The sequence below is a fragment of the Nocardia sp. NPDC019323 genome, from assembly GCF_044389845.1.
GTDB lineage: Bacteria > Actinomycetota > Actinomycetes > Mycobacteriales > Mycobacteriaceae > Nocardia > Nocardia implantans.
Window position 1 is genome coordinate 161,777 of sequence record NZ_JBIRYN010000008.1, and the last position, 22,721, is coordinate 184,497.

Here is a 22,721-nt window from a genome sequence, read left to right on the forward strand (position 1 = left end):
CCCACCATCAGGAACCCATCGTGACGCGTGGTGTGGCCTGAACAGTCTGGCCAACCCGCTCGACCAACAGAGCCATCTCGTAGCCGACCTGACCGATGTCACACGACGTGTTGGTCAGCACCGCGAGATAGGAACCATCGCCGACAGCCATGAGTAGCAGGTAACCGTGCTCCATCTCGACGACGGACTGCAGCACGGTGCCGCCCTCGAACAGGTTCGAGACGCCGACCGACAGGCTGGCCAGACCGGCCGTGACGGCCGAGAGCTGTTCGGCGCGGTCGACGGGCAGCTGGGCGCTCGCGGCCATGAGTAGGCCGTCGGCCGAGACCAGGACGGCATGGGCTACGCCAGGAACCTCGTTGGCAAAGTTCGAAACCAGCCAATCCAGCTGACGATTCGTACCACCTAGATCGGGGTTCATCGGTCTCCTTTATCTCCGGTTAGGTTCATTGCTCTCATTGCGCGGCCATCCCGGACGCCCTGCTGGTGACGACTCAAGCTGGACCTGATCGTTTCTGGGTCGCGGCGCGGCGCCCGATCCGCCGCACCGCTCACGCCGCCGGGGACAAGCCTTCCGCCCGGATTGCGTTGGGGCAAGCCCGCCGCCGTTTTCGCCTCCGGCTGCGCCTCGCTGGCACGGCGAGCCGCTTGCCATCCCTCGTCACCCGGCGATTCGAAGGAAGCAGCCACCTGGGACCTATCCGTGTTGGGATCCGACAGCCATGCCGACATCATCTCGGCGAAGATCGGCGTACCGCCCATCACCGAATCCGATTCCTCCGCGGGCTGCAGCCTGGTCTGGAAGAACGAAGCCGTCTTGGCCGGGTTGGACCGGAAGCTGTGCTTGCCCGGATCGCGCCCCGCCGACGCCGCGGGCTGTTCGCCGCTCGCGGCGTGCTGGCCACCGCGATCCCGCTGCGGCAGTGCGACACCCGGCGGCACGGGCTGGCGCTGCGGCGCCTGGGCGCCCGGCTGCCGCTGCGGCAGACCGGTCAGGCCGCCCTCGCGCTGCGGCAGACCGGTCAGGCCGCCCTCGCGCTGCGGCAGACTCGACGGCGCGGGCGGACGCTGCGGCAGACCATTGAGCGCACCGGCATCCCGCTGCGGCAGGCCGCTGCCGGCCGAATCCCGTTGCGGCAGGCCATTGCCGACCGCGGGCAGCGCGCCGGAGCCCGGCTCACGCTGCGGCAGGCCACCGGTGGACTCGCGCTGCGGAAGACGATGCGCGCCCGCGTCCCGCTGCGGCAGACCGTTGCCCGGTTCACGCTGCGGAAGACCATTGGCCGCCGCGTCGCGCTGTGGCAGACCCGGCGCGGGCTGCCGCGACGGCAGACCCGTGGCACCGGGCTCACGCGAGGGCAGACCGCTCACACCGGGCTCACGCGACGGCAAGCCGGTGATACCGGACTCACGCGACGGAATACCGCTCGCACCCGGCTCACGCGACGGCAAGCCCGTGGCACCGGACTCACGCGACGGAATACCGCTCGCACCCGGCTCACGCGACGGCAGACCCGTGGCACCCGGCTCACGCGACGGAAGGCCCGTGGCACCCGGCTCACGGGACGGCAGACCCGTGACACCCGATTCACGCTGCGGCAGACCTCCCGCCGCCGACTCACGCTGCGGCACACCGTTCGATCCCGGCTGCCGCTGCGGTAGGCCGGTGGCGCCCAGCTCACGCTGCGGCAGGCCCGTGGCCCCAGGCTCACGCGACGGCAGACCACCCGCCGCCGAATCACGCTGCGGCAAGCCGCCGGAAGCGGACTCACGCTGCGGCAGACCACTCGAACCGGGCTCCCGCTGCGGCAGACCGCCGGAGGCGGACTCGCGCTGCGGCAGACCGTTCGACGCGTCTCGCGCCGGCGCGCCATTGGCGCCCGGCTGACGCTGGGGCAGACCGGTGCTCGGCTGCGGCACGCCGTTGGCGCCCGGCTGACGCACCGGCAGTTCACCCGAGTTCGGCTCACGCGGCGGCAGGCCGGAACCGGGCCGCTCCGTGGGGGCACCGGGCTGGCGCGGCGGCGGACCGCCGGGGTTGAGGTTGCGTTTGGGCAGGTTGGCCGCGGCCAGCTTGCCGCGCTGCGGACCACTCGGCGCGGACTGCCCCGACGCGGGCCGCAGACTCGTGGCCGACTGCTGGGCCTCCGAGCGCATGCCGGACGACGACATCGCCGAACCCGGCTGCCGCTGCGGCAGTCCGCCGGGGCCGGTGGGGACCGGTCCGCTGGGCGGAGCGGCCGGCTTGGCGCTGACGGCCGGAATCGGGCCGCTCACCCCGGGATCGACGGTCACCACGACATTGCCCCCAGGAGTCCGCTGGACGGCCCGCATCTGCATGGACGACGGCGCCGACGGACGCTGAGGAGCTGCGGCCTGCGGCGAAGGCTGCGGGGTGACGGGCTGCCCCGCGCTCGGTTTGCCCGCGACGATGAGTCCGACGGGCACGTGCACGGTCACCGTCACGCCGGGATCGCGCGCGGTGTCGAAGGTCGGCCGCAGCCGCACGGTGAGACCGTGCCGCTCGGCGAGCCTGCCGACCACGAACAGACCCATGTGCCTGGCCGTGTCCGGCCCTGGCTCGGCGGTCTGCTCCAGACGGCGGTTGATCTCGGCCATCTCGGCGGGCGGCATACCGATGCCGCGGTCGGCCACCTCGATGAGCAGGCCCTGATCGTGCGCCTGCGCGAAGGTGAACTTGACGTCGGTCTCCGGCGGCGAGGCGCGAAGCGCGTTGTCCAGCAGCTCGGCGAACAGGTGCGCGAGGTCGGAGGCGGCGGGTTCCTTCAGCGAACCGCGGGGAGTGGCGCCGAGCTTCACGCGCTCGTAGTCCTCCACCTCGGAGATCGCGGCGCGCAGCACGTCGGCGATCTCGACCGGGGCGGACTTGGCGCGGCGCTGCCTGGTGCCGGCGAGAATCAGCAGGTTGTCGCCGTTGCGGCGCATGCGGGCGGCGAGATGGTCCAGCCGGAACAGGTTCTCCAGCAGGCGCGGGTCCTTCTCGTCGTACTCCATCGCCTCGATGAGCGTGAGCTGGTGGTCGACGAGCGACTTCGACCGCCGCGCCAAGGTCTCGAACATGTCGTTGACCTGCGAACGCATCTTCGCCTGGTCGCTGGCCAGACGCAGCGCCTGGCCGTGGATGTCGTCCACCGCGCGGGCCAGCTGACCGATCTCCTCGGTGCTGCGCACCGGCATCGGCTCCAGCGGCACCTCTTCCGGCGAGGCGCCGTTGCGGAGCTGGGCGACCTCGTGCGGCAGGTCGCTCTCGGCCACGCGCAGGGCGGCCAACCGCAGCCGATGCAGCGGGACGATCATCGAGCGGGCCACGAAGACCGCGAGCAACAGCGCGGCGAGGATGGTGGCGATAACGACCGCGGTGTAGGTCCACGCGTCGCGCTGGGCGTTGGTCACCAGCGAGTTCATCGCGGAGTCGATGTCTTTGGTCGCCTTGCCGACGACGTGCTCGTAGACCGCGAGGCTGTCGGTCAGCGACTTCTTCAGATCACCGACGGGAAGCTGGCCCGCCTGCGACTGCGGGCTGGTCAGCAGCGCGATCCTGGTGTCGATGCCGGCGCGCAGGTCGGCGATCGAGGTGTCGCCGTCGGAGAAGCGGTGCGCGAGCACGTTGAGCAGCGCGCGCTCGGTGTTGGAGGCGATGAGGAAGTTCTGGACGCCGGACTGCTGGGAGCGCAGCACCTCGGGGAAGGCGGCGAGCTCGCTGACCAGGGTGGCGCGGGTGTTGAGCGAGTCGACCAAGCGCAGTTTGGCCGCGTCCACCGCGGTGTCGCTGACCTGGCCGACCGTCGTCTCCACGATCCGGACGCTGTCGCTGCGGACGCGGTCGATCAGCGCGAGGGTGTCCGACGGCGGACCGGTGGAGACCGATTTGCCCTGGGCGCGCACGCCCTTGGCCTGGGTGAGCATGCTGTCGATGGCCGCGCGCGCACCGGGCACTCCGTCGAGCTTGGAAACCGCCTTCTCGGCGTTGGCGATCGCCTTGTCCAGGTCCGCGAGGTTCTGGTCGGTCACCACGGACTGGTTGGTGCCCAGCGAGATCATCTGCGAGCCCGCGGTGGTGGCGGTCTGCGCGCTGAGCGCGGTGACCGATGGGATGGCGGCGACGTTCTCCGAGATGTCGGCGAGCCGGTTCGACTCCGCGAACTCCGACGAGATCCTGGAGACGCCGAGCCCGACCGCGACCGCGAGCGGCACGGCGAGCACCGCCGTCACCTTCCAGCGCAGGTCCCAGTTGCCCAGCGCCCAGCGGCTACTGCCGGAACTAGCGGCGTCACGCATCTCCCACTCACTTTCCAAACTGGCCTCTACCACGCGCCATCAACCGAACCTCCACAATCGCGTGCTTGGCTCGACAGGTGGAGCTGGCCGAGAGCTGCGGCTGGCCGAGAAATTGCGTCTACGACGGCCCAAATAAGTGACATCAGATTCTAACGGATCAATAACTTCTTGGGTGACGGGGCGTGATGTCGCGATCATTGACCTGCCGGTTCCAGGCAAAACCAAAGGTCGCGGCACCCACCCGGGCGTCGCGTGAAGTCTGCCACAATCAACCAGATCTATCGAGGCGGGCATCGAGGCGAGGCTAGGGAGTCACGGGGTTGAACGTGCGGCAGGAGTATCGACCGGCCTATCAGACCAGCTTGGTGGATCCCGCCGAGTTCTGGGCCGGCGCGGCCGAAGCGATCGACTGGGACGTGCCGCCAGCGCAGATCCTCGACTCCGGTGCCCGCCCGGTGGCCAGGTGGTTCTCCGGCGCTCGGCTCAACACCTCCTTCAACGCTCTCGACCGCCACGTCCACCCCACCGCCCCCGGCGTTCCCAGCCGCGCCGACCAGCCCGCCCTGATCTACGACTCGGCTATGACCGATGTCACCGTCGTCTACACCTACGCCGAACTGCTCGACGAGGTGGCGCGGTTCGCGGGCGCGATGGTGCGGCTGGGCGTCACCGCCGGCGATCGCGTGGTGATCTACCTGCCGATGATTCCCGAAGCGGTGATCGCGATGCTGGCCTGCGCCCGCATCGGCGCGGTGCACTCCGTGGTGTTCGGCGGATTCGCGGCCCCGGAGCTGGCCGCCCGCATCGATGACGCGGAGCCGGTGTTGATCATCACAGCGTCCGGCGGCCTGGAACCGGGCAAGCGGATCGAATACCCGCCCATCGTGCTGCGGGCGCTGGACCTGGCCCAGACGACCGCGCCGCGCACCGTGATCGTCAAGCAGCGGCCGCAGTTCGACACGATCCCGTTCCCCGCTCCGCAGCCGGCCACCGAGTACCTGCCGAGTTCGGCGGAGACGGTGGCCGCGCAGTGGCTCGACTGGGACGACGCCGTCCGCGACGCGCCGAGGGCCGACCCGGTGTCGGTCGCCGCGACCGATCCGCTCTACATCCTCTACACCTCCGGCACCACCGGGAAGCCGAAGGGCGTTGTCCGCGACAACGGCGGGCACGCGGTCGCCCTGGCCTGGTCGATGCGCAACATCTACGACGTCGACGCGGGTCAGGTGATGTGGGCCGCCTCCGACGTGGGCTGGGTGGTCGGGCACTCCTACATCGTCTACGCGCCGCTGCTGGTCGGAGCCACCACGCTGCTGTACGAAGGCAAGCCGGTCGGCACTCCGGACGCGGGGGCGTACTGGCGGGTGGTCGACAAGCACAAGGTCGACGTGCTGTTCACCGCGCCGACCGCGCTGCGCGCCATCCGCAAGGCCGACCCCGATGCCGAGCTGGCCCACCGGCACGATCTGTCCTCCCTGCGCGCGCTGTTCTGCGCGGGCGAACGCCTCGACCCGGCCACCTACGCCTGGGCCGAGCAGACCCTGCTCGCGGGTCGCTCGGACTGCCCGGTCGTGGATCACTGGTGGCAGACCGAGACCGGATGGCCGGTCTGCGCCAACCCGCTCGGCCTGCAGCAGCTGCCGATCAAACCGGGCTCGGCCTCGGTGCCGGTGCCCGGCTATCGACTGCGCGTGCTGGACTCCTCCGGCAACGCGGTGGCGCCGAACACCGAGGGCAACATCGTCATCGGGCTGCCGCTGCCGCCCGGCACGCTGACCGGCCTATGGCGTGACGCGGCGCGGTACGAGCGCTCCTATCTCTCCGCCTACCCCGGCCACTACCTCACCGGCGACTCCGGCTACTTCGACGAGGACGGCTACCTGTACGTCCTCGGCCGCAGCGACGACGTGATCAACATGGCCGGGCATCGGCTTTCGGCCGGCAGCATCGAGGCGGCCATCGCGGGGCACGACGCGGTCGCCGAATGCGCCGTCATCGGACTGCCCGACGAGCTCAAGGGGCACCGGCCGCTGGCGTACGTGGTGCTCAAGTCCGGCGTCGAACTCGATCCCGACCGGTTGCGCGACGAGCTGATCGAGCGGGTGCGCACCCAGGTCGGCGCGATCGCCACGCTGCACGACGCCATCATCGTGACCGCGCTGCCCAAGACCAGATCGGGCAAGATCCTGCGCAAGACCCTCCGGCAGATCACCTCCGGCGAGACGTTCGAGGTGCCGTCCACCATCGAGGACCCGGCGGTCCTGGCGGCGCTCGAGCAGCAGATCCGCGTCGCGCGCCCCGAGTGGCTGGATCCGGCGCACGGCGCCGACCACACCGGCGACGTGGTCGAGCCCGACGTGGATCCGGTTGCCCCGTCCTGACTTCCGTCCGCCGTCGACGTCCTCAGAGTTTCCTCAGAGGATGTTCATATCGGTGCCAGCAGTTCGAAATAGCCTCGAGACCGCCCCGAAACCCCTCGATGATCTGGAGGCAGATTCATGAAACGTTCCGTAGGCCGCCCCGCCATCGCCGCCGCGGCAGCAGGTGGAATCGCCACGGTCACGTTGCTACTGAGCCCCGCCGTCGCCGCGGCGGGCCCGATGGAATACGCCGAGCCGCTGCTGACATCGGACTGCTCGTTCGCCCAGGTCGACGCGGCGCTGCACGACAAGGCGCCGCAGCTGGCCGCGGTGCTCGACGCGAACCCGAGCCAGAAGGCCGAGCTGCAGCGCAGGTTCGACCAGCCGGTCGAGCAGCGCAGGGCCGAGTTGCGGCGGGCCATCGACGAGAACCCGGACGCGGTGCGCCAGGCGGAGAACGACCCGAGGACCGCGCAGTTGCGCGACACCATCCGCGTCGTGGCGGAGACCTGCCACAACTACTGATTCGCGGTGACCTGGGTGACCCGCCGGAATCCGCGTGTTCCGGCGGGTCGTCCGCGGGTTCCGAACGCGAGTCCACGCGCCCGGCTCGCACGACCGAAGATCTACGGAGGCGGGGAGCAGAATGGACGACGTGACCTCGACCTCGAACCCGACGGTTCTCGTGGTGGACGACGACGAGGACGTGCTCGCCTCGGTCGAGCGCGGGCTGCGTCTGTCCGGCTTCCGAGTCCTGGTGGCCAGGGACGGCGCCCAGGCGCTGCGCAGTGTGAACGAGCACGCGCCCGACGCCATCGTGCTGGATATGAACATGCCGGTGCTCGACGGCGCCGGCGTGGTGACCGCCTTGCGCGCGATGGGCAACGAGGTGCCGATCTGCGTGCTCAGCGCCCGCGCGTCGGTGGACGACCGCATCGCCGGACTGGAATCCGGCGCCGACGACTACTTGGTCAAGCCATTCGTGCTGAAGGAACTGGTGGTCCGGATCAGAGCGCTGCTGCGCAGGCGGTCGGACGTACCCGCACCCGCGACACCGGGCGCGGTCACCGTCGGCCCGCTCGAGGTGGACGTCGCGGGCTACCGCGCGCTGCTGCACGGCCGGGAGATCGAACTCACCAAGCGGGAATTCGAACTGCTGTCGACGCTGGCCAGAAACGTCGGGGTGGTGCTGAGCCGGGAACGTCTGCTGGAACTGGTGTGGGGCTACGACTTCGCCGCCGACACGAATGTGGTGGACGTCTTCGTCGGCTATCTGCGCCGCAAACTCGAGGTGGACGGCACTGCGCGCCTGCTGCACACGATCCGCGGCGTCGGGTTCGTGCTGCGAGCGCCGAAATGACGGCGCCCGCCGCCGCACCGCCGGGAACTCGCAGGCGCCGGTCGTTTTCGCTGCGCACCCGCGTCGCGGGCGCTGCCGCCGCGGGCGCGATCATCATCGTCACGCTGATCAGCCTGATCAGCATCCGCGCCATCGAGCGCAACAACGTCCGGCAATCCGATCAGCAACTCGACGTCGCCGCGCGCATCGTCCTGATCGAGCCGCAGATCGCGGTCCGGGTCATCAGCCTGACCGGCCTGAACAACAACATGGCTGTGACCGTCCGTGACAACGGGGAGGTCGTCGCGAGCACGCCCCCGGAACTGCCCGAGCTGCCGGTCGGTTCCCGCACCGTCCCGGTGAACGGCATCCCGTACCGGATTCTGACCACCACCGAGAAGCAACCCTCGGGCCGGGTGGTCGCCCTCGGCATACCCGCAGCGGACGCGGCCGAGGCCACCGCCGAGCAGCAACGGTGGGTGCTCGGCGGCGCCCTGCTCGCCATCGCCGCGGCCGCTGGACTCGGCTGGTTGCTCGCGGGCGCGGCGGTGCGCCCGATCGTCCGGCTCACCCGGCAGGTGGGCGCACGCAGCGCGTTCCCGGATCCGAGCAATCCGCAGGCGCCGGTGGAGGGCGCGGGCGTGCACGAGGCGGAACAACTGGCCGACGCGGTGAACACCATGCTGCAGCGAGTGGATCAGGCGCAGGCGCAGACCGCCGCCGCGCTGGAGACCGCACGCGACTTCGCCGCCGTGTCCGCCCACGAGCTGCGCACCCCGCTGACCGCGATGCGCACCGATCTCGAGGTGCTGCGCACGCTCGATCTGGACGAGGCGCAGCGGGCCGAGATCCTCAACGACCTGCAGCGCAGCCAGGGCCGGGTGGAGAGCACGCTCGCCGCGCTGGAGCGGCTGGCCACCGGTGACCTGACCAACGAGCGCGACCACGTCGCCACCGACGTCGGCGACCTGTGCGACCAGGCCGCGCACGACGCCATGCGGCACTTCCCCGGCTTGGTCGTGCGCATCGATTCCGATGCCGAGCTGGTCACCCGCGGCCTGCCCGCCGGGCTGCGGCTCGCGGTGGACAACGCGCTGGCCAACTCGGTGAAACACGGCGGAGCGACCGAGGCCCTGGTCTCGGCGCATCGCGCGCCGGGCGGCCACATCGTGATCTCGGTCGACGACAACGGCCGCGGCATCCCGCCGCAGGAGCGCGAGGCCGTCTTCGACCGCTTCTTCCGCGGCAGCCAGGCGAGCAAGGGCGGCTCCGGCCTCGGCTTGGCGCTGGTCGCCCAGCAGGCCCAACTGCACGGCGGCCGGGCGTATTTCGACGCGGGCGCCCTCGGTGGCATCCGCTTGGTCCTCGACCTGCCCGAGCGGTCGGCAACTTAGACAACTCTCAGAGAAACGCCAAGGGGCGCGCCATATCTCGGGCTTAGGGTCGGCGGCGTGATCGGAAAACGCGCCCGCTGGGGCCTTCTCGTCGTTGCCCTCGTCTCAGCCGGAGCGCTCGGCGCCGGGATCACCGTATGGAGGGGGACGGATCGGGCGCCGACGGGAATCGCGCTGGTCGATGCCGATGCCGGTCCGACGGGCGCGCGCGTGGTCAAGGCGTTGCAGGACGCGGGCGGCTACGAATGGACCGTCGTGGCGCCGGGCGAGGCGAGCGCCGACGACTACGCCGCCGTCATCACGCTGCCCGCCGATCTCACCGCCTCGATGGGCACGCTGGCCGGGCCGGAACCGAAGCGGGCCAAGGTCACCGTGGACACCAACGAACATGCCGACGCCGACCTGGTGCACGGCGCGGTGACCGCGGTGACGCACCGGATCGGCGCGGCCGGCGTCGACGCCGCGCTCACCGCCGTCGCGCAGGCCAGGTCGCAGATGTCGCAGGTGCAGTTCACCGCCCAGTTGCTCAACGCCGGGGTCGAGGCGGCCGCCGCGGGAGCCGACCAGTTCAGCTCCGGCGCCGACCAGTTGCTCGGCTTCCTCGAATTCGCGAAATCGGGGTCTTCGCAACTCACTTCGGCCATCGCGTTGCTGAACTCCACCGTCGACGGCGCCGCCGCGCAGGCCGGTCGGCTCGCCGCGGCTCTCGATTCCACCGGCATCACCATCGCGCAGGTGGAACGGACGGCGAACACGGTGAGCGGCGGACTCGACCAGGTGCTGCCGCTGCTGCGCGCGCTGCCGTTCGCGAACGACCCGGCGCTCGCCGACATCATCGGGAAGCTGGAGGCGCTGCGCGGCGTGTCCGCGCAGGCGGGTTACCAGCTGACCGGCCTCGGCTCGCTCGTCGGCGGCGCGGTCGACCCCGACACCGACCTCGGCACCCTGCTCCGCACCGTCGTCGACCGCATGACCAGCGCGAGCGCGCAACTGTCCGAGGGCGCGAAGCTCGCGGAGGGCCTGCCTCAGCTCGCCGAACAGGGCGGAGCCCAACTGGTCGACGCCATCGGCCAGCTCACCGGCGGCGTGAGCCAGCTACAGAACATCGTGCACAACCTGAGCACCCAGACCGACAAGGCCGTGGCCGCCTTGCCCCAGCGCAGCAGCACCCAGCAAGCGGCGTTGGCAGCCGCCCTGACCGACCCGGTGGAGATCGTCAGAAAGTAGATACGACGATGGCCCGTCTTCCTTCACGGATGACGGGCCATAACATCTTCAGGCTCACGACGCGCGGGCCAACGGTGAGTCTCACGGTTACCGATCGCGCGACCGTTTGGAACCGCGTGCGCTTTTATCCGCGACCGGCTTGCCGACGTGCCCAGCTCACCTCGACCACGTCTTTCGAGCGAAGCGAGACCGAGCATGCGCCGTTCACGGCCCGGCTCGCGTCCGAGCGGCCGCTGCGCAAGCGACGACGTCGCAAGCAGTGGTCGCTCGGACGCGAGCCATGAAGGGGCCGTGAACACGCGGCGCCGAAGGCGCCGCCGAACTAATTGGCGTTCAGCAGGTCGATCACGAAGACCAGCGTCTTGCCGGAAAGCGGGTGACCGCCGCCCGCCCCGCCATAGGCCAGCTCCGGCGGGATGGTCAGCTGACGACGGCCGCCGACCTTCATCCCGGGGATGCCGTCCTGCCAGCCCTGGATCAGGCCGCGCAGCGGGAAGGTGATGGACTCGCCGCGGTTCCACGACGAGTCGAACTCTTCGCCGGATTCGAATTCGACGCCCACGTAGTGCACTTCCACGGTGCCGCCGGGCACGGCTTCCTTGCCCGAGCCTTCGATGATGTCCTTGATCACCAGCTCGGTGGGCGCGGGCCCAGCCTGGAACTCGATCTCCGGTTTGGTCATTCGGCTATCCCCTTCGATAGATGGTGGATGGATATCGTCAACGGTTGTTGATCTCGCGGTAATCGCGAGCGCCGTAACCGGTGTAGATCTGCCGGGGACGGCCGATCTTCAGCGGCTCGCTGTGCATTTCGCGCCAGTGCGCGATCCAGCCGGGCAGCCGGCCCATCGCGAACAGCACGGTGAACATGCGGGTCGGGAAGCCCATCGCCTTGTAGATGACGCCGGTGTAGAAGTCGACGTTCGGGTACAGGCGGCGCTCGATGAAGTAGTCGTCGGTGAGCGCGGCCTCTTCCAGGGCCTGGGCGATGTCGAACAGCTCGTCGTGGCCGCCGAGCTTGCTCAGGATGGCGTCGGCGTGCTTCTTGGCGATCGAGGCGCGCGGGTCGTAGTTGCGGTAGACGCGGTGCCCGAAGCCCATGAGCTTCACCCCGTCTTCCTTGTTCTTGACCTTGCGGATGAACTCCTTGACGTCGCTGCCGCTGGCCTTGATGCCGTCGAGCATCTCCAGCACGGCCTGGTTCGCGCCGCCGTGCAGCGGGCCCCAGAGCGCGTTGATGCCGCCGGACACCGAGGTGAACAGGTTGGCGTCGGACGAGCCGACCAGGCGCACGGTGGAGGTGGAGCAGTTCTGCTCGTGGTCGGCGTGCAGGATCAGCAGCATGTCCAGTGCCGCGGCGACCTCGGGGTCCACCTCGTAGGGCTCGGCGGGGAAGCCGAAGGTCATCCGCAGGAAGTTCTCCACCAGGCTCAGCGAGTTGTCCGGGTAGAGGAACGGCTGGCCGACCGACTTCTTGTACGAGTAGGCCGCGATGGTGGGCAGCTTGGCCAGCAGCCGGATGGTGGACAGCTCGACCTGCTCGGGGTCGCGCGGGTCCAGCGAGTCCTGGTAGTAGGCCGACAGGGCGTTCACCGCCGAGGACAGCACCGGCATCGGGTGCGCGTTGCGCGGGAAGCCGTCGAAGAAGCGCTTCAGGTCCTCGTGCAGCAGCGTGTGCCTGCGGATGCGGTCGGTGAAGTCCTCGAGCTGGGCCTGGGTGGGCAGCTCGCCGTAGATCAGCAGGTAGCTGACCTCGATGAAGGTCGAGGCCGCCGCGAGCTGGTCGATCGGGTAGCCGCGGTAGCGCAGGATGCCCGCCTCACCGTCGATGTAGGTGATCGCCGACTTGGTCGGGGCGGTGTTCATGAAGCCCGGGTCGTACGTCACGTACCCGGTGCTGGCCAGCAGCTTTCCCAGCTCGATCCCGTCGTTGCCCTCGGCGGCCCTGGTGACCGTCATCGGGAACTCGCCGCCGGGGTAGGAAAGCACCGGCTTGGCGTCGTCGTCGACGTTGATGATGTTCTCAGCGGGCACGGAAGGATCCCTCTCAGGCTAGAACCACAGGCACCGGCGCGGTGGCGCACGATGCGCTTGCCTCAACGCTAGCCGTTGGCCGACGCGGACAATACCGGAGGGTAGTCCTGCGGCGGCTCACAAACACGTCCCGGCGCGGTGAGGTTCGCCTGCCCCGGCCGAACGCGGTCGCCAGGTGGCCGCGGTGCACGTCACACGGCGATTTCGGCATGAGCGCGAGCGACACGGTAACGCGTGAAGGCGGGAAACGCGACCGCCGCGATCAGCACGCCCGCCACCACCAGCGCGCCTCCGCCCGCCGCGGCTACAGCGGTACCCAGGCTCGCTGCCGCGAAACCGTGGGCAACATCACCGATCCTCGGGCCGCCCGCGACCACCACGGTGAACACCCCTTGCAGCCGCCCGCGCAGATCGTCGGTCGCCACCGTTTGCAGCATCGTGACCCGCAGCGCGGCCGAGACCATGTCCACCGCGCCGCCGAAGGCCGAGCAGGCCAGCGCGATCCACAGCCCGGCGCCGAGACCGAGACCGTGGCGGGTGAGCCCGACGGCGACGCCGAAGCCGACCATGGCCAGACCCCACAGCGCGATGCAGACCAGCACCGCGAACCCTTGCCTGCGGATGCGCGGGATCCACCCCGAGAAGACCCCGCCGAGCACCGCGCCCGCCGACATCGAGGCGAACAGCAGGCCGAGCGCGACGCCGCCGGTGGCCGGGTCGCCGAAGGTCTCGTGCGCGATCTGCGGGAACAGCGCGCGCGGCATGCCGAACACCATGGCGATCACGTCCACCGCGAACGACGCCAGCAGCACCCGCTGGGTGGCGAGGTAGCCGAAACCGGCGAGCACCGTGCGGAATCCGGCGCTGCGCACCGTCCCGGTCGGCGGCAACTCGGGCAGCCGCCACACCGCCCACAAGGTGGCCAGCAGCGCGACCGCGTCGATCAGGTAGAGCGTGGCCAGCCCGACGACGGGGATGAGCACCCCCGCCAGCACCGGGCCCGCGATCGCTCCGAACTGCATCACCGTCATGTTCAGCGAATTCGCCGCGGCCAGTTGGTCTTCCGGCAGCAGCCGGGGGATGGTCGCGCTGCGGGTCGGCTGATTCACCGCGAAGAACGCCTGCTGCACGGCGAACAGACCCAGCACCAGCCACACGTTGTCCGCCCCGGCCGCCGCTTGCAGCCAGAAGGCCAGCGCCGTGAGCCCGGTTCCGGAATTGGTGATCAGCAGGAGTCGGCGCCGGTCGAGCACGTCGGCGAGCGCGCCGCCCCACAGGCCGAACACGATCAGCGGCACCAGGCCGAACAGACCGGCCAGGCCGACGTAACCGGAGCTGCCGGTGATCTGGAAGATCTGCTGCGGAACGGCGACCACGGACAATTGCGCGCCGATCATGGTGACGATGCCCGAGCTCCAGAGGCGTCGGAAGTCGGGATTGCGCAGTGGAGTGGTGTCGGCGAGCAGTTTCACCGCCGCAGCGTAATCAGTCCTCCGTTCCGGATCGACGCGAGAATTCTCACCCGCACGCTGGGAATACGTCAGGGCTGCAGGCGCTCGACGGTGGTCGTCGCCTCGTCGATCCGCATCCGGATGCGGTTGTGCAGCCTGCCGCGCCGCCCCTGCCAGAACTCCACCTCGTCGGGACGGACCAGGAAACCGCCCCAGTGCGGCGGCACCGGGATCTCGTCGGTGTCGGCGAACCGCGCGGTCGTCTCGGCCAGCGTGCGGTCCAGTTCGGCGCGGGAGGCGATCGGCTGGGACTGGCGCGAGGCCCACGCGCCGAGCTGCGAGTCCCTGGGCCGGGAACGCCAGTAGGCCGCCGTCGTCTCGGCGGGAACCCGCTCGACCGAGCCGCGCAGATGCACCTGCCTGCCCAGCGCGGGCCAGACGAAGGTGACCGCGGCATACGGCAGTGCGGTCAGCTGGGCGCCCTTGGCCGAGTCGTAGTTGGTGTAGAAGATCACACCGTCGGGCGAGAGCCCTTTGCACAGCACGGTCCGCGCGACCGGCCGCGGCGTGCCGTCGGCCAGGGACACCGTGGCCAGCACCATCGCGTTGGGTTCGGCGATGCCCACCGCGGTGGCCTGTTCGATCCAGTGCCGCAGCAGCGGCTCCCAGCCGCCCGCCAGCCAGGTCTCGTCCAAGTCGACGTCGTCGTTGCCGCCGTGCGGCAGGCCGCCGTAGTCGACCCGCATGGCGGCGAGATCCGATGAATTGTCCAGGTCACGCATGGGCCAGACGTTACTCTTCGGTAGCGGGGAGCTAAGGTCTTGATGATCGGCATGTGCTCGTCAAATCCGACAATTCCCATCGGCGAGAACATGCGACCCAAGTGCAAGGAGAGTCGCGACATGACTACCAGCCCCGCGGTTTCCGGTGGGCAGGCCACCGTACCCAGCGATTTCGTCAGTGGCCTCGAGGGCGTGGTGGCTTTCACCACCGACATCGCCGAACCGGACAAGGACGGCGGCGCGCTGCGCTACCGCGGAGTCGACATCGAGAACCTGGTCGGGAACCGGGTCACCTTCGGTGACGTGTGGGCGCTGCTGGTCGACGGATCGTTCGGGCGCGGCCTGCCGCCCGCCGAGCCGTTCCCGCTCCCGGTGCATACCGGTGACGTGCGCGTCGACGTGCAGGCCGGGCTGGCCATGCTCGCCCCGATCTGGGGCTACCAGCCGCTGCTGGACATCGACGACGAGACCGCCAGGGAGAACCTGGCCCGCGCCTCGGTGATGGCGCTGTCCTACGTCGCGCAGTCGGCGCGCGGCATCTACCAGCCCGCAGTCCCGCAGAAGAAGATCGACGAGTGCACCACGGTCACCGAGCGCTTCATGACCCGGTGGAAGGGTGACCCCGACCCGCGCCACACCGAGGCCATCGACGCCTACTGGGTCTCCGCCGCCGAGCACGGCATGAACGCCTCCACCTTCACCGCCAGAGTGATCGCCTCGACCGGCGCCGACGTCGCGGCCGCGCTGTCCGGAGCGATCGGCGCCATGTCCGGCCCGCTGCACGGCGGCGCGCCCGCGCGCGTGCTGCCGATGATCGAGGAGGTCGAGCGAACCGGTGACGCGCGGGCGCTGGTCAAGGGCATCCTGGACCGCAAGGAGAAGCTGATGGGCTTCGGCCACCGGGTCTACCGGGCCGAGGACCCGCGCGCCCGCGTGCTGCGGGCGACCGCCGAGCGCCTCGGCGCGCCGCGCTACGAGGTCGCCGCCGCGCTGGAGCAGGCCGCCCTCGCGGAGCTGCGCGAACGCCGTCCGGACCGGGCCATCGAGACCAACGTGGAGTTCTGGGCCGCCGTGATCCTCGACTTCGCCGAGGTGCCCGCGCACATGATGCCCGCCATGTTCACCTGCGGCCGCACCGCGGGCTGGTGCGCCCACATCCTGGAGCAGAAGCAACTGGGCAAGCTGGTCCGCCCCGCGGCCATCTACACCGGCCCCGGCCCCCGCAAGCCCGAGGATGTCGAGGGCTGGGCCACGATCGCGCACACGTAGCGCGCACGGCGTCACGACCGCGAGCCGGACCTGAGGGCGGAAGATGTTGTCCCGCTGTCAGGTCCGGCTCGCGTAGCATCCGGGAGGGGAAGCTAGAGGACTAGAGGGATGCTGGACAAAGGAATATCGAGGCGGCGGATGCTCGGCGTCGGCGCCGCTCTGGCCGCAGGATTCGCCGCCACCGGGTGCGGCACCACGCAGAACACGTCTTTGGCGCAGGCGCGCGCGTCGATCGCGCCCGGCGCGACCACGGGGATGCGGGCCGCGCCGGTCTCGACGGGCCTGGACGCCGGCACACCCGTCGCCGTCGCCGCCAGGCACGCCGGCAGCCTGCCGCGGCAGTGGGGCGTCGAGATGCCTGGCATCACAAGTACTTTCAGCGCCGCGGGCAAACAGATGGCGCTCACTTTCGACGCCTGCGGCGGAACCGGCAACAACGACATCGACGAGTCGCTGGTGAATTTCCTGATCAGCGAGCGGATTCCGGCGACGTTGTTCCTCAACAAACGCTGGATCGAAGCCAACCGCGCGCGCACCGCGCAGCTGGCGGCGAATCCTCTCTTCGAACTGGCCAATCACGGTGTGGCGCACAAACCGCTGTCGGTGAACGGCCGCGAAGCCTATGGCATCGCCGGAACCGCTTCGGCGCGGGAGGCGGCCGACGAAGTCTGGGCCAACCACGAGTTGCTCACGACGATCACCGGCAAACCGCCGCGATTCTTCCGCGCAGGCACCGCGCATTACGACGACGTCGCGGTGTCCATCGTCAACGAATTGGGTGAAACGCCGGTCGGTTTCAGTATCAACGCCGATTTCGGCGCGACGGCGTCGGCCACCCAGGTGCAGTCGGCGATGAATGCCGCCGCGTCCGGCGCCATTTCCCTGGCCCATATGCATCGGCCGCGCTCCGGAACCGCGGCCGGGATGATCGCGGCGTTGCCGAAGATTCGCGCCATGGGTTTCACCTTCGTGCACCTGTAGCCGCCCGGCCGCATTCGCCGGCGATTCACTCCTCGAGCGACGCGACCCAGTCGACGGCGACCGTATCGCCACGGTCCACCTCGAAGAAGGCGACCTCGAGATGCCTGCCCAGGTCGACCAGCCGCAGGGCGTGCAGCGGCACCGGCTGCACCAGCCGCACCCGCCACGGCTTGGGTTCGTCCCAGGCGCGCAGTTCGAGGTCCAGCCGCAGCACCGGATCGTCACGACCGGAGTAGTCGGCCGCGACCGGAGCGGCGGCGAGCACGGTGGCGTCGGCGCGGCGGCCGTCGGCGAGGATCTTCGCGATGCTCGCCCGGCCCGCGTCTTCGAGGTCGGGGACGTACAGCACCAGGCGATCGCGGTGGCGCGGATCCACCCGGCAGCACACCGCGTCGCCCGGCCGCATCCATTCCAGGTCCGCGTCCGGCACCCGCTGCCGCACCCGGGTCTCGTAGGGGAACTCGCCGGCCAGCTGCACGCGGACCCAGAACACATGGCCCGGTTCGGTGCGGCGCGGACGCACGCCGAGGATCGTGGCGGTACCCGCCTCCCCGCGGATCAGCAACTCCCGCCGCATCGCGTCCGAGACCGTCGCGCCGCGCAGGCGGAAATTCCGCGCCCGCTCGCGCAGTCGCCACCCCGAGTTTGCTGACGGCATGCTCATGGGCGCTTACGTTAGCCGGAGTGTGGGCGTCGCCACAGCGACACCACCGACTACCCTGTTGGCCATGACCTCTGCGTTTCCGACCATTCCCGACGACATCAAGCCCGCCGACGGACGGTTCGGCTGCGGCCCTTCCAAGGTGCGCCCGGAGCAGCTGCAGTCGCTGGTGAACGTCGGCGCCTCGGTGTTCGGAACCTCGCATCGGCAGAAACCGGTCAAGGACGTGGTGGCGCGCGTGCGCTCCGGCCTGCGCGAGCTGTTCGGCCTGCCGGACGGCTACGAGGTGGTGCTCGGCAACGGCGGCACCACCGCGTTCTGGGACGCGGCGGCCTTCGGCCTGGTCCGGGAGCGTTCGCTGCACCTGACCAACGGTGAGTTCAGCTCGAAGTTCGCCGCCGTGACCAAGGGCAACCCGTTCATCGGCGACCCGATCGTGGTCTCGGCGGAGCCGGGCAGCGCGCCGGAGCCGGTGTCGGACCCGTCGGCGGACCTGATCGGCTGGGCGCACAACGAGACCTCCACCGGCGTGTCCATCCCGGTGCGGCGTCCCGCGGGCTCGGAGCACGCGCTCATCGCCATCGACGCCACCTCCGGCGCGGGCGGCCTGCCGGTGACCATCACCGACGCCGACGTCTACTACTTCGCTCCGCAGAAGTGCTTCGCCTCCGACGGCGGCCTGTGGGTGGCGCTGATGAGCCCGGCCGCGCTGGAGCGGGTCGAGGAGATCAAGGCTTCGGGCCGCTGGACGCCCGATTTCCTGTCGCTGCCGATCGCGATCGACAACAGCACCAAGGATCAGACCTACAACACCCCGGCGCTGGGCACCCTGCTGCTGTTCGCCGACCAGATCGAGTGGCTCAACAACAACGGCGGCCTGGACTGGGCGGTCAAGCGCACGCTGGACTCCTCCTCGCGGCTGTACTCCTGGGCGGAGTCGAGCGAGTACGCCACCCCGTACGTCACGGACCCGGCGCACCGCTCGCAGGTGGTCGGCACCATCGATTTCGCCGACTCGGTCGACGCGGCCGCGGTGGCGAAGATCCTGCGCGCCAACGGCATCGTGGACACCGAGCCCTACCGCAAGCTCGGCCGCAACCAGCTGCGTATCGGCATGTTCCCCGCGATCGATCCGGACGACGTCAGCCAGCTGACCCGCTCCATCGATTGGGTCGTGCAGAATCTCGGCTGAGCGCCGCATTTCTCGGTCCGGAGCGCGCAACACGCCCGGGATCGACACGCCGCTGAATTAGCCAAAGCGGATCGAACAGAGCAGATTAGCGGGGCACGGACATCTCCGAGGAGATTTCCGTGCCGCGTGTCCTGCCCCATGAATCTCAGATGTGCACTACTGTTTCGGAAAGTGGGCGGTGTCGCGAGTCGACGCGATAAGGAGGTAACGGTGCGTGAACTTCGAGTGATCGGGGTGACGCCCGACTCCACGCACATCGTGTGCATCGACACCGAGTCCGGTCAGAAGTTCCGGCTGCCCGCCGACGACAAACTGCGAGCCGCCGCGCGCGGAGACCTTGCCCGATTCGGCCAGATCGAGATCGAAATGGAAGCAACTATGCGTCCCCGCGATATCCAGGCCCGTATTCGTGCAGGGGCCTCCGTCGAACAGGTCACCGAAGAATCCGGAATGCCGGCCAGTCGCGTCGAGCGATTCGCCTATCCGGTGCTGCTGGAGCGAGCGCGCGCCGCCGAGCTCGCCCAGAAGGCCCACCCGGTCCGCCCCGACGGTCCCGCCGTCGACACCCTCATCGATGTGGTCACCGCCGCGTTCACCGCGCGCGGGCACAACATCGAGGGCGCCGAATGGGACGCGTGGAAGGACGAGAAGGGTTACTGGGTCGCCCAGTTGCAGTGGCAGAACGGGCGATCGGAGATCGCGGCGCACTGGCGCTACCAGCCGGACGCACACGGCGGCTCGGTCTCTCCGCTCGACGACCCGGCCTCCGACCTGATCGATCCGGACTTCGGACGCGCGCTGCGCGGGCTGGCCACGATCGTGCCGCCGGAACCCGAGCCCGCGCCGCAGCCGGAGCCGGTGGCCGAACCGCGTCCAGCCCCGGCCGCGCCGCCCGCGCGCACCGCGAGCCGTCAGAGCCAGCCGACGTTGGACGAGTACTACGAACAGCGGGCCGTCGCGGCCGGTGGCAGCGCCGCCGCGATCCCGGCGGGCAACGCGCCGGCGCCGGCGACGGCGACGGCCGCTGCCACGCCTCCCGCCGCCGGTAACGCGGCGCCCGCCAACGGGGCCGCCGCGACTGCGGCCACCCCCGCCGACACCGCCGCGCCTGCGCCCGCCGCGACCGAGGAGCCCGCGAAGCCCGCGGCCAAGGCTCCGGCGAAGCCGACGCGCAGCAAGCGCGGCAAGGCCCCGATGCCGTCCTGGGAGGACGTGCTGCTCGGGGTGCGCAGCTCGGGTCACTGAGCGCCCCCGCCACCGCGGGTCTTCTTCGCGCCGATCGGGGGCACGGTAGCGCGCTTCCCGGGTTCGCCCGGCTCCGATGAGCGCGTGAAATCAGCGGTCACGAACCGGTGTTCACGGCGCGAAGCCGCACCGAGGCCGGAGCGAGGCGAGTAGATTTTCGGTGGGTCGACGAGCGTCGGCGCCGACGGTGGCCGCAGCGGTGCCGCGGTCTACGCCGTCGTGCGTTGCTCGAAGTTCGCGGAGTTGATTCGTGTGACTATCGGGAGGTGCCGGAATGCTATCCAAGGCTTGGTCGCTCTGGTACGTCGACGCACCGGACCCGCTGGCAGTACTGCGCGCGAGCCGTAACCCCGATCCCCAGGCGGCACTGGCACTGGCCAAGCAACTGCACGAAGACCGCGACGTGCAGCCGATCCTGGCAGGCACGCTGGCGGGTTGCGCGGGCCCGGCGAGCGACGAGGTCTGCATCGGTTGCTTTCCCGGCGTGACGGTGCTGTGCTCGGCGCAGGCCGCGCGCATCCGCCCGACCGAGATCCCGGCATTGCTGGTGCGCCCGCTGGCCTCGGAACACACCTATCTGGTGTCGTTCGACATCGAGCACGGCTGGGGTGCGTTCGCGCACTGGGAGCGCGGCGAGTTCCGCAGGTCGTTCAGCTCGACGCGGGTACACATCCTGGAGGACGAAGGACTTCCGCTGGTGTGGGAGCGGTCCTACTGGGCAGGAGAACATCCGGTGCGCTGGCGCGCCGGCGAGCTGCCCGACCCGCAGTCGCTGCCGTTCGATCCGCCCGACTTCGCCGACGCGGCCAACAACGAATGGCTCGGCTTCCACTACCGCGGTCCCGCCGCGCCCGGCGCGCTCGGGCCAGGGGACATCCCCATCTGCAAGTTCGCGCTGCACCCGAAGGGCAAGCTGCCCGCCTCGCCGGTGCGCGGCTCAGGCGATGGCGGGGCACACACGACTTCGCGCAAGCGCGGCCTGTTCGGCTGGCTGAGCGGACACGACCCCGTCGGCTAGCCGCTTCGCCGTGCCCCGGGCGGCGCTGTCTCAGTGCAGCCGGACACCGTCCGCCGACAAACCGCGCACGCCGGAGCGAAGACCGGAGGTACGCACAACGCGCGCCGCCGGAGCGAACACCGGAGGTACGCACAACGCGCGCCGCCGGAGCGAACACCAGAGGTACGCACAACGCGCACGGCCGGAGCGAAGGCGGAGGTACGCACAACGCGCACGGCCGGAGCGAAGGCGGAGGTACGCACAACGCGCACGGCCGGAGCGAAGGCGGAGGTACGCCTCAGCCGAACAATCCCTCCAGCACCAGCACGACCCATCCGAGCAGCACGCCCGCCACACCGCCGCCGATCACCCACCGCGTCACGGGGGTGAATCGCCAGCGCCAAGCGGTGGGCGCGGCGCCGCCGGCCGCGACCAGATTCACCGCCACCGCGAGCAACGGATGCACTTCGGCCAGCGCGGCCCCGAAGGAATACACCGCGACCGCAGAAAGCAGCGCCACCATGAACGCCACGGTGAGGCCAGCGCCCCATGGCGTCGGGTCCTGATAGGACGGATAGGGCCGGTACGGTTCGGTCACGCCGTCCTCACCCGCTCGTAGAACGCCATCGCGGCCGCGGTCGCGACATTGAGCGAATCGGTGCCTGGCGTCATGGGGATGCGCGCGCGGACGTCGGTGGCCCGCATGGCCTCCTCGGTCAGTCCCGGCCCCTCGGCTCCGAGCAACAACGCCACCCGCTCCCCCGTCATCGCAGCGGCCAGATTCGCCGCCGCCGGATCGGGCGTGAGGGCGATGATCTGGAATCCCTTGCGCCGCAGTATATCCAGGCCACCCGGCCAATCCGGCACGGACGCGAACGGCACCCGGAGCACATGTCCCATCGACACCCGGACGGCGCGGCGGTAGAGCGGATCGGCGCAGCGGTCACCGAACAGGATCGCGTCGGCTCCAAGCCCGGCGGCGTTGCGGAACATGGCGCCGAGATTCTCGTGGTCGTTGACGCCTTCCAGCACCGCGACGGTGCGCGCCTTCTCGAGCACCTCGTTCATGCCGAGTTCGGCGGGGCGACGGGCGACGGCCAGCACGCCGCGGTTGAGGTGGAACCCGACCACCTCGGCCATCACCTCGGCCGTGGCGCGGTAGTACGGCACGTCGACGGTCACCAGGTCGTCGGCGAGTTCGGCGCGCCTGCGCTCCACGCCGAGCAGCGCGGTCGGCTGGAAACGCGAATCGAGCATGCGCTGGACCACCACGACGCCCTCGGCGATCACCAGGCCTTTGCGGCCGGGCAGATCTGGCCTGCGATCGGCCGACTTGAGATCGCGGAAATCGTCGACCCGTGGGTCGGCGGGGTCATCGATGTCGATCACTTCGGCCACCGCTCCATCCTGCCGGGCGGCCGCGGCCGGGTCCGAATCGGTGTTCGCCCTGCGGTCGCGGACCGCGAAAATGCGGTGCGGGCAGGTACGCGA

At 70.1% G+C, this 22,721-nt stretch carries 19 protein-coding genes; 10 read left to right on the forward strand and 9 right to left on the reverse strand.

The features are described 5' to 3' along the window. Window positions 1-7 precede the first annotated feature (7 nt). Complete coding sequence (locus ACH49X_RS26370) at window positions 8-421, reverse strand: roadblock/LC7 domain-containing protein (protein WP_011207200.1); 414 nt, start codon at window positions 419-421, stop codon at window positions 8-10. Beyond that, complete coding sequence (locus tag ACH49X_RS26375) at window positions 418-4,299, reverse strand: ATP-binding protein (protein WP_357206532.1); 3,882 nt, start codon at window positions 4,297-4,299, stop codon at window positions 418-420. The genes ACH49X_RS26370 and ACH49X_RS26375 overlap by 4 nt, the downstream gene beginning before the upstream one ends. 320 nt (window positions 4,300-4,619) lie before the next feature. Here ACH49X_RS26375 and ACH49X_RS26380 point away from each other — a divergent pair, with 320 nt between their 5' ends. From ACH49X_RS26380 to ACH49X_RS26400, 5 genes are all read left to right on the forward strand, one after another. Beyond that, window positions 4,620-6,680 (forward strand): AMP-binding protein, encoded by a 2,061-nt coding sequence (locus ACH49X_RS26380; RefSeq protein WP_195078253.1) that lies wholly within the window; start codon window positions 4,620-4,622, stop codon window positions 6,678-6,680. A gap of 117 nt (window positions 6,681-6,797) precedes the next feature. Beyond that, window positions 6,798-7,184 carry a hemophore-related protein gene (locus ACH49X_RS26385; protein ID WP_195078252.1) on the forward strand — a complete coding sequence of 129 codons (387 nt, stop codon included), beginning with the start codon at window positions 6,798-6,800 and terminating at the stop codon, window positions 7,182-7,184. A gap of 121 nt (window positions 7,185-7,305) precedes the next feature. After that, window positions 7,306-8,019: a response regulator transcription factor gene (locus ACH49X_RS26390; RefSeq protein WP_195078251.1), complete on the forward strand. Its 714-nt coding sequence runs from the start codon at window positions 7,306-7,308 to the stop codon at window positions 8,017-8,019. Further along, on the forward strand, window positions 8,016-9,392 hold the full coding sequence (locus tag ACH49X_RS26395) for a sensor histidine kinase KdpD (RefSeq protein ID WP_195078250.1): 1,377 nt from the start codon (window positions 8,016-8,018) through the stop codon (window positions 9,390-9,392). The genes ACH49X_RS26390 and ACH49X_RS26395 overlap by 4 nt, the downstream gene beginning before the upstream one ends. Before the next feature lie 57 nt (window positions 9,393-9,449). Continuing rightward, entirely contained in the window at window positions 9,450-10,619 is a 1,170-nt protein-coding gene (locus tag ACH49X_RS26400; protein WP_195078249.1) for a YhgE/Pip domain-containing protein, read from the forward strand. 322 nt (window positions 10,620-10,941) lie between these two features. On the opposite strand, the gene ACH49X_RS26405 is transcribed toward ACH49X_RS26400, so the two are convergent. The 4 genes from ACH49X_RS26405 to pdxH all read right to left on the reverse strand — a co-directional run bounded on the left by ACH49X_RS26405 (window position 10,942) and on the right by pdxH (window position 14,885). Beyond that, a complete protein-coding gene (locus tag ACH49X_RS26405; RefSeq protein WP_039795159.1) occupies window positions 10,942-11,301 on the reverse strand; it encodes an FKBP-type peptidyl-prolyl cis-trans isomerase in 360 nt (119 codons plus the stop codon). 37 nt (window positions 11,302-11,338) lie between these two features. After that, complete coding sequence (locus tag ACH49X_RS26410) at window positions 11,339-12,652, reverse strand: citrate synthase (protein ID WP_083880375.1); 1,314 nt, start codon at window positions 12,650-12,652, stop codon at window positions 11,339-11,341. A 191-nt stretch (window positions 12,653-12,843) separates the two neighbouring features. Beyond that, window positions 12,844-14,124: an MFS transporter gene (locus ACH49X_RS26415; protein WP_195078248.1), complete on the reverse strand. Its 1,281-nt coding sequence runs from the start codon at window positions 14,122-14,124 to the stop codon at window positions 12,844-12,846. A gap of 68 nt (window positions 14,125-14,192) precedes the next feature. Further along, window positions 14,193-14,885, reverse strand: coding sequence for a pyridoxamine 5'-phosphate oxidase (gene pdxH / locus ACH49X_RS26420; RefSeq protein WP_357206534.1), 693 nt, complete (start codon window positions 14,883-14,885; stop codon window positions 14,193-14,195). A gap of 120 nt (window positions 14,886-15,005) precedes the next feature. On the opposite strand from pdxH, the gene ACH49X_RS26425 reads away from it, so the two are divergent. Together ACH49X_RS26425 and ACH49X_RS26430 are read left to right on the forward strand one after the other, a co-directional pair. After that, entirely contained in the window at window positions 15,006-16,154 is a 1,149-nt protein-coding gene (locus tag ACH49X_RS26425) for a citrate synthase 2 (RefSeq protein WP_195078246.1), read from the forward strand. A 108-nt stretch (window positions 16,155-16,262) separates the two neighbouring features. Beyond that, the gene (locus ACH49X_RS26430; protein WP_357206536.1) at window positions 16,263-17,135 is read left to right on the forward strand and encodes a polysaccharide deacetylase family protein; all 873 of its coding nucleotides are present in this window, start codon (window positions 16,263-16,265) and stop codon (window positions 17,133-17,135) included. A 25-nt stretch (window positions 17,136-17,160) separates the two neighbouring features. Here ACH49X_RS26430 and ACH49X_RS26435 read toward each other — a convergent pair whose 3' ends face one another. After that, complete coding sequence (locus tag ACH49X_RS26435; protein WP_357206538.1) at window positions 17,161-17,799, reverse strand: hypothetical protein; 639 nt, start codon at window positions 17,797-17,799, stop codon at window positions 17,161-17,163. 64 nt (window positions 17,800-17,863) lie between these two features. Between ACH49X_RS26435 and serC the strand changes: the two genes are divergently transcribed. The 3 genes from serC (at window position 17,864) to ACH49X_RS26450 (ending at window position 21,251) form a co-directional block, all read left to right on the forward strand. Then, window positions 17,864-18,988: a phosphoserine transaminase gene (gene serC / locus ACH49X_RS26440; protein ID WP_357206540.1), complete on the forward strand. Its 1,125-nt coding sequence runs from the start codon at window positions 17,864-17,866 to the stop codon at window positions 18,986-18,988. Between the two features lie 210 nt (window positions 18,989-19,198). Next, window positions 19,199-20,233 carry a septation protein SepH gene (gene sepH, locus ACH49X_RS26445; RefSeq protein WP_357206542.1) on the forward strand — a complete coding sequence of 345 codons (1,035 nt, stop codon included), beginning with the start codon at window positions 19,199-19,201 and terminating at the stop codon, window positions 20,231-20,233. A 274-nt stretch (window positions 20,234-20,507) separates the two neighbouring features. Further along, window positions 20,508-21,251 (forward strand): DUF6928 family protein, encoded by a 744-nt coding sequence (locus ACH49X_RS26450; protein ID WP_357206544.1) that lies wholly within the window; start codon window positions 20,508-20,510, stop codon window positions 21,249-21,251. Window positions 21,252-21,528: 277 nt separating this feature from the next. Here the strand turns inward: ACH49X_RS26450 and ACH49X_RS26455 are convergent, their stop codons facing one another. Then, window positions 21,529-21,828, reverse strand: a complete 300-nt coding sequence (locus ACH49X_RS26455; protein WP_357206546.1) for a DUF2537 domain-containing protein — start codon at window positions 21,826-21,828, stop codon at window positions 21,529-21,531. After that, window positions 21,825-22,628, reverse strand: a complete 804-nt coding sequence (locus tag ACH49X_RS26460; RefSeq protein WP_195078240.1) for an RNA methyltransferase — start codon at window positions 22,626-22,628, stop codon at window positions 21,825-21,827. The genes ACH49X_RS26455 and ACH49X_RS26460 overlap by 4 nt, the downstream gene beginning before the upstream one ends. Between the last annotated feature and the right edge of the window lie 93 nt (window positions 22,629-22,721).

What these genes read in the sequence shown, in the direction of transcription:
- ACH49X_RS26370 (WP_011207200.1), bottom strand. Translation starts at nt 421, where the DNA reads ATGAACCCCGATCTAGGTGGTACGAATCGTCAGCTGGATTGGCTGGTT.
- ACH49X_RS26375 (WP_357206532.1), bottom strand. Translation starts at nt 4,299, where the DNA reads ATGCGTGACGCCGCTAGTTCCGGCAGTAGCCGCTGGGCGCTGGGCAAC.
- ACH49X_RS26385 (WP_195078252.1), top strand. Translation starts at nt 6,798, where the DNA reads ATGAAACGTTCCGTAGGCCGCCCCGCCATCGCCGCCGCGGCAGCAGGT.
- ACH49X_RS26390 (WP_195078251.1), top strand. Translation starts at nt 7,306, where the DNA reads ATGGACGACGTGACCTCGACCTCGAACCCGACGGTTCTCGTGGTGGAC.
- ACH49X_RS26395 (WP_195078250.1), top strand. Translation starts at nt 8,016, where the DNA reads ATGACGGCGCCCGCCGCCGCACCGCCGGGAACTCGCAGGCGCCGGTCG.
- ACH49X_RS26405 (WP_039795159.1), bottom strand. Translation starts at nt 11,301, where the DNA reads ATGACCAAACCGGAGATCGAGTTCCAGGCTGGGCCCGCGCCCACCGAG.
- pdxH (WP_357206534.1), bottom strand. Translation starts at nt 14,885, where the DNA reads ATGCGTGACCTGGACAATTCATCGGATCTCGCCGCCATGCGGGTCGAC.
- ACH49X_RS26425 (WP_195078246.1), top strand. Translation starts at nt 15,006, where the DNA reads ATGACTACCAGCCCCGCGGTTTCCGGTGGGCAGGCCACCGTACCCAGC.
- ACH49X_RS26430 (WP_357206536.1), top strand. Translation starts at nt 16,263, where the DNA reads ATGCTGGACAAAGGAATATCGAGGCGGCGGATGCTCGGCGTCGGCGCC.
- ACH49X_RS26435 (WP_357206538.1), bottom strand. Translation starts at nt 17,799, where the DNA reads ATGAGCATGCCGTCAGCAAACTCGGGGTGGCGACTGCGCGAGCGGGCG.
- serC (WP_357206540.1), top strand. Translation starts at nt 17,864, where the DNA reads ATGACCTCTGCGTTTCCGACCATTCCCGACGACATCAAGCCCGCCGAC.
- ACH49X_RS26450 (WP_357206544.1), top strand. Translation starts at nt 20,508, where the DNA reads ATGCTATCCAAGGCTTGGTCGCTCTGGTACGTCGACGCACCGGACCCG.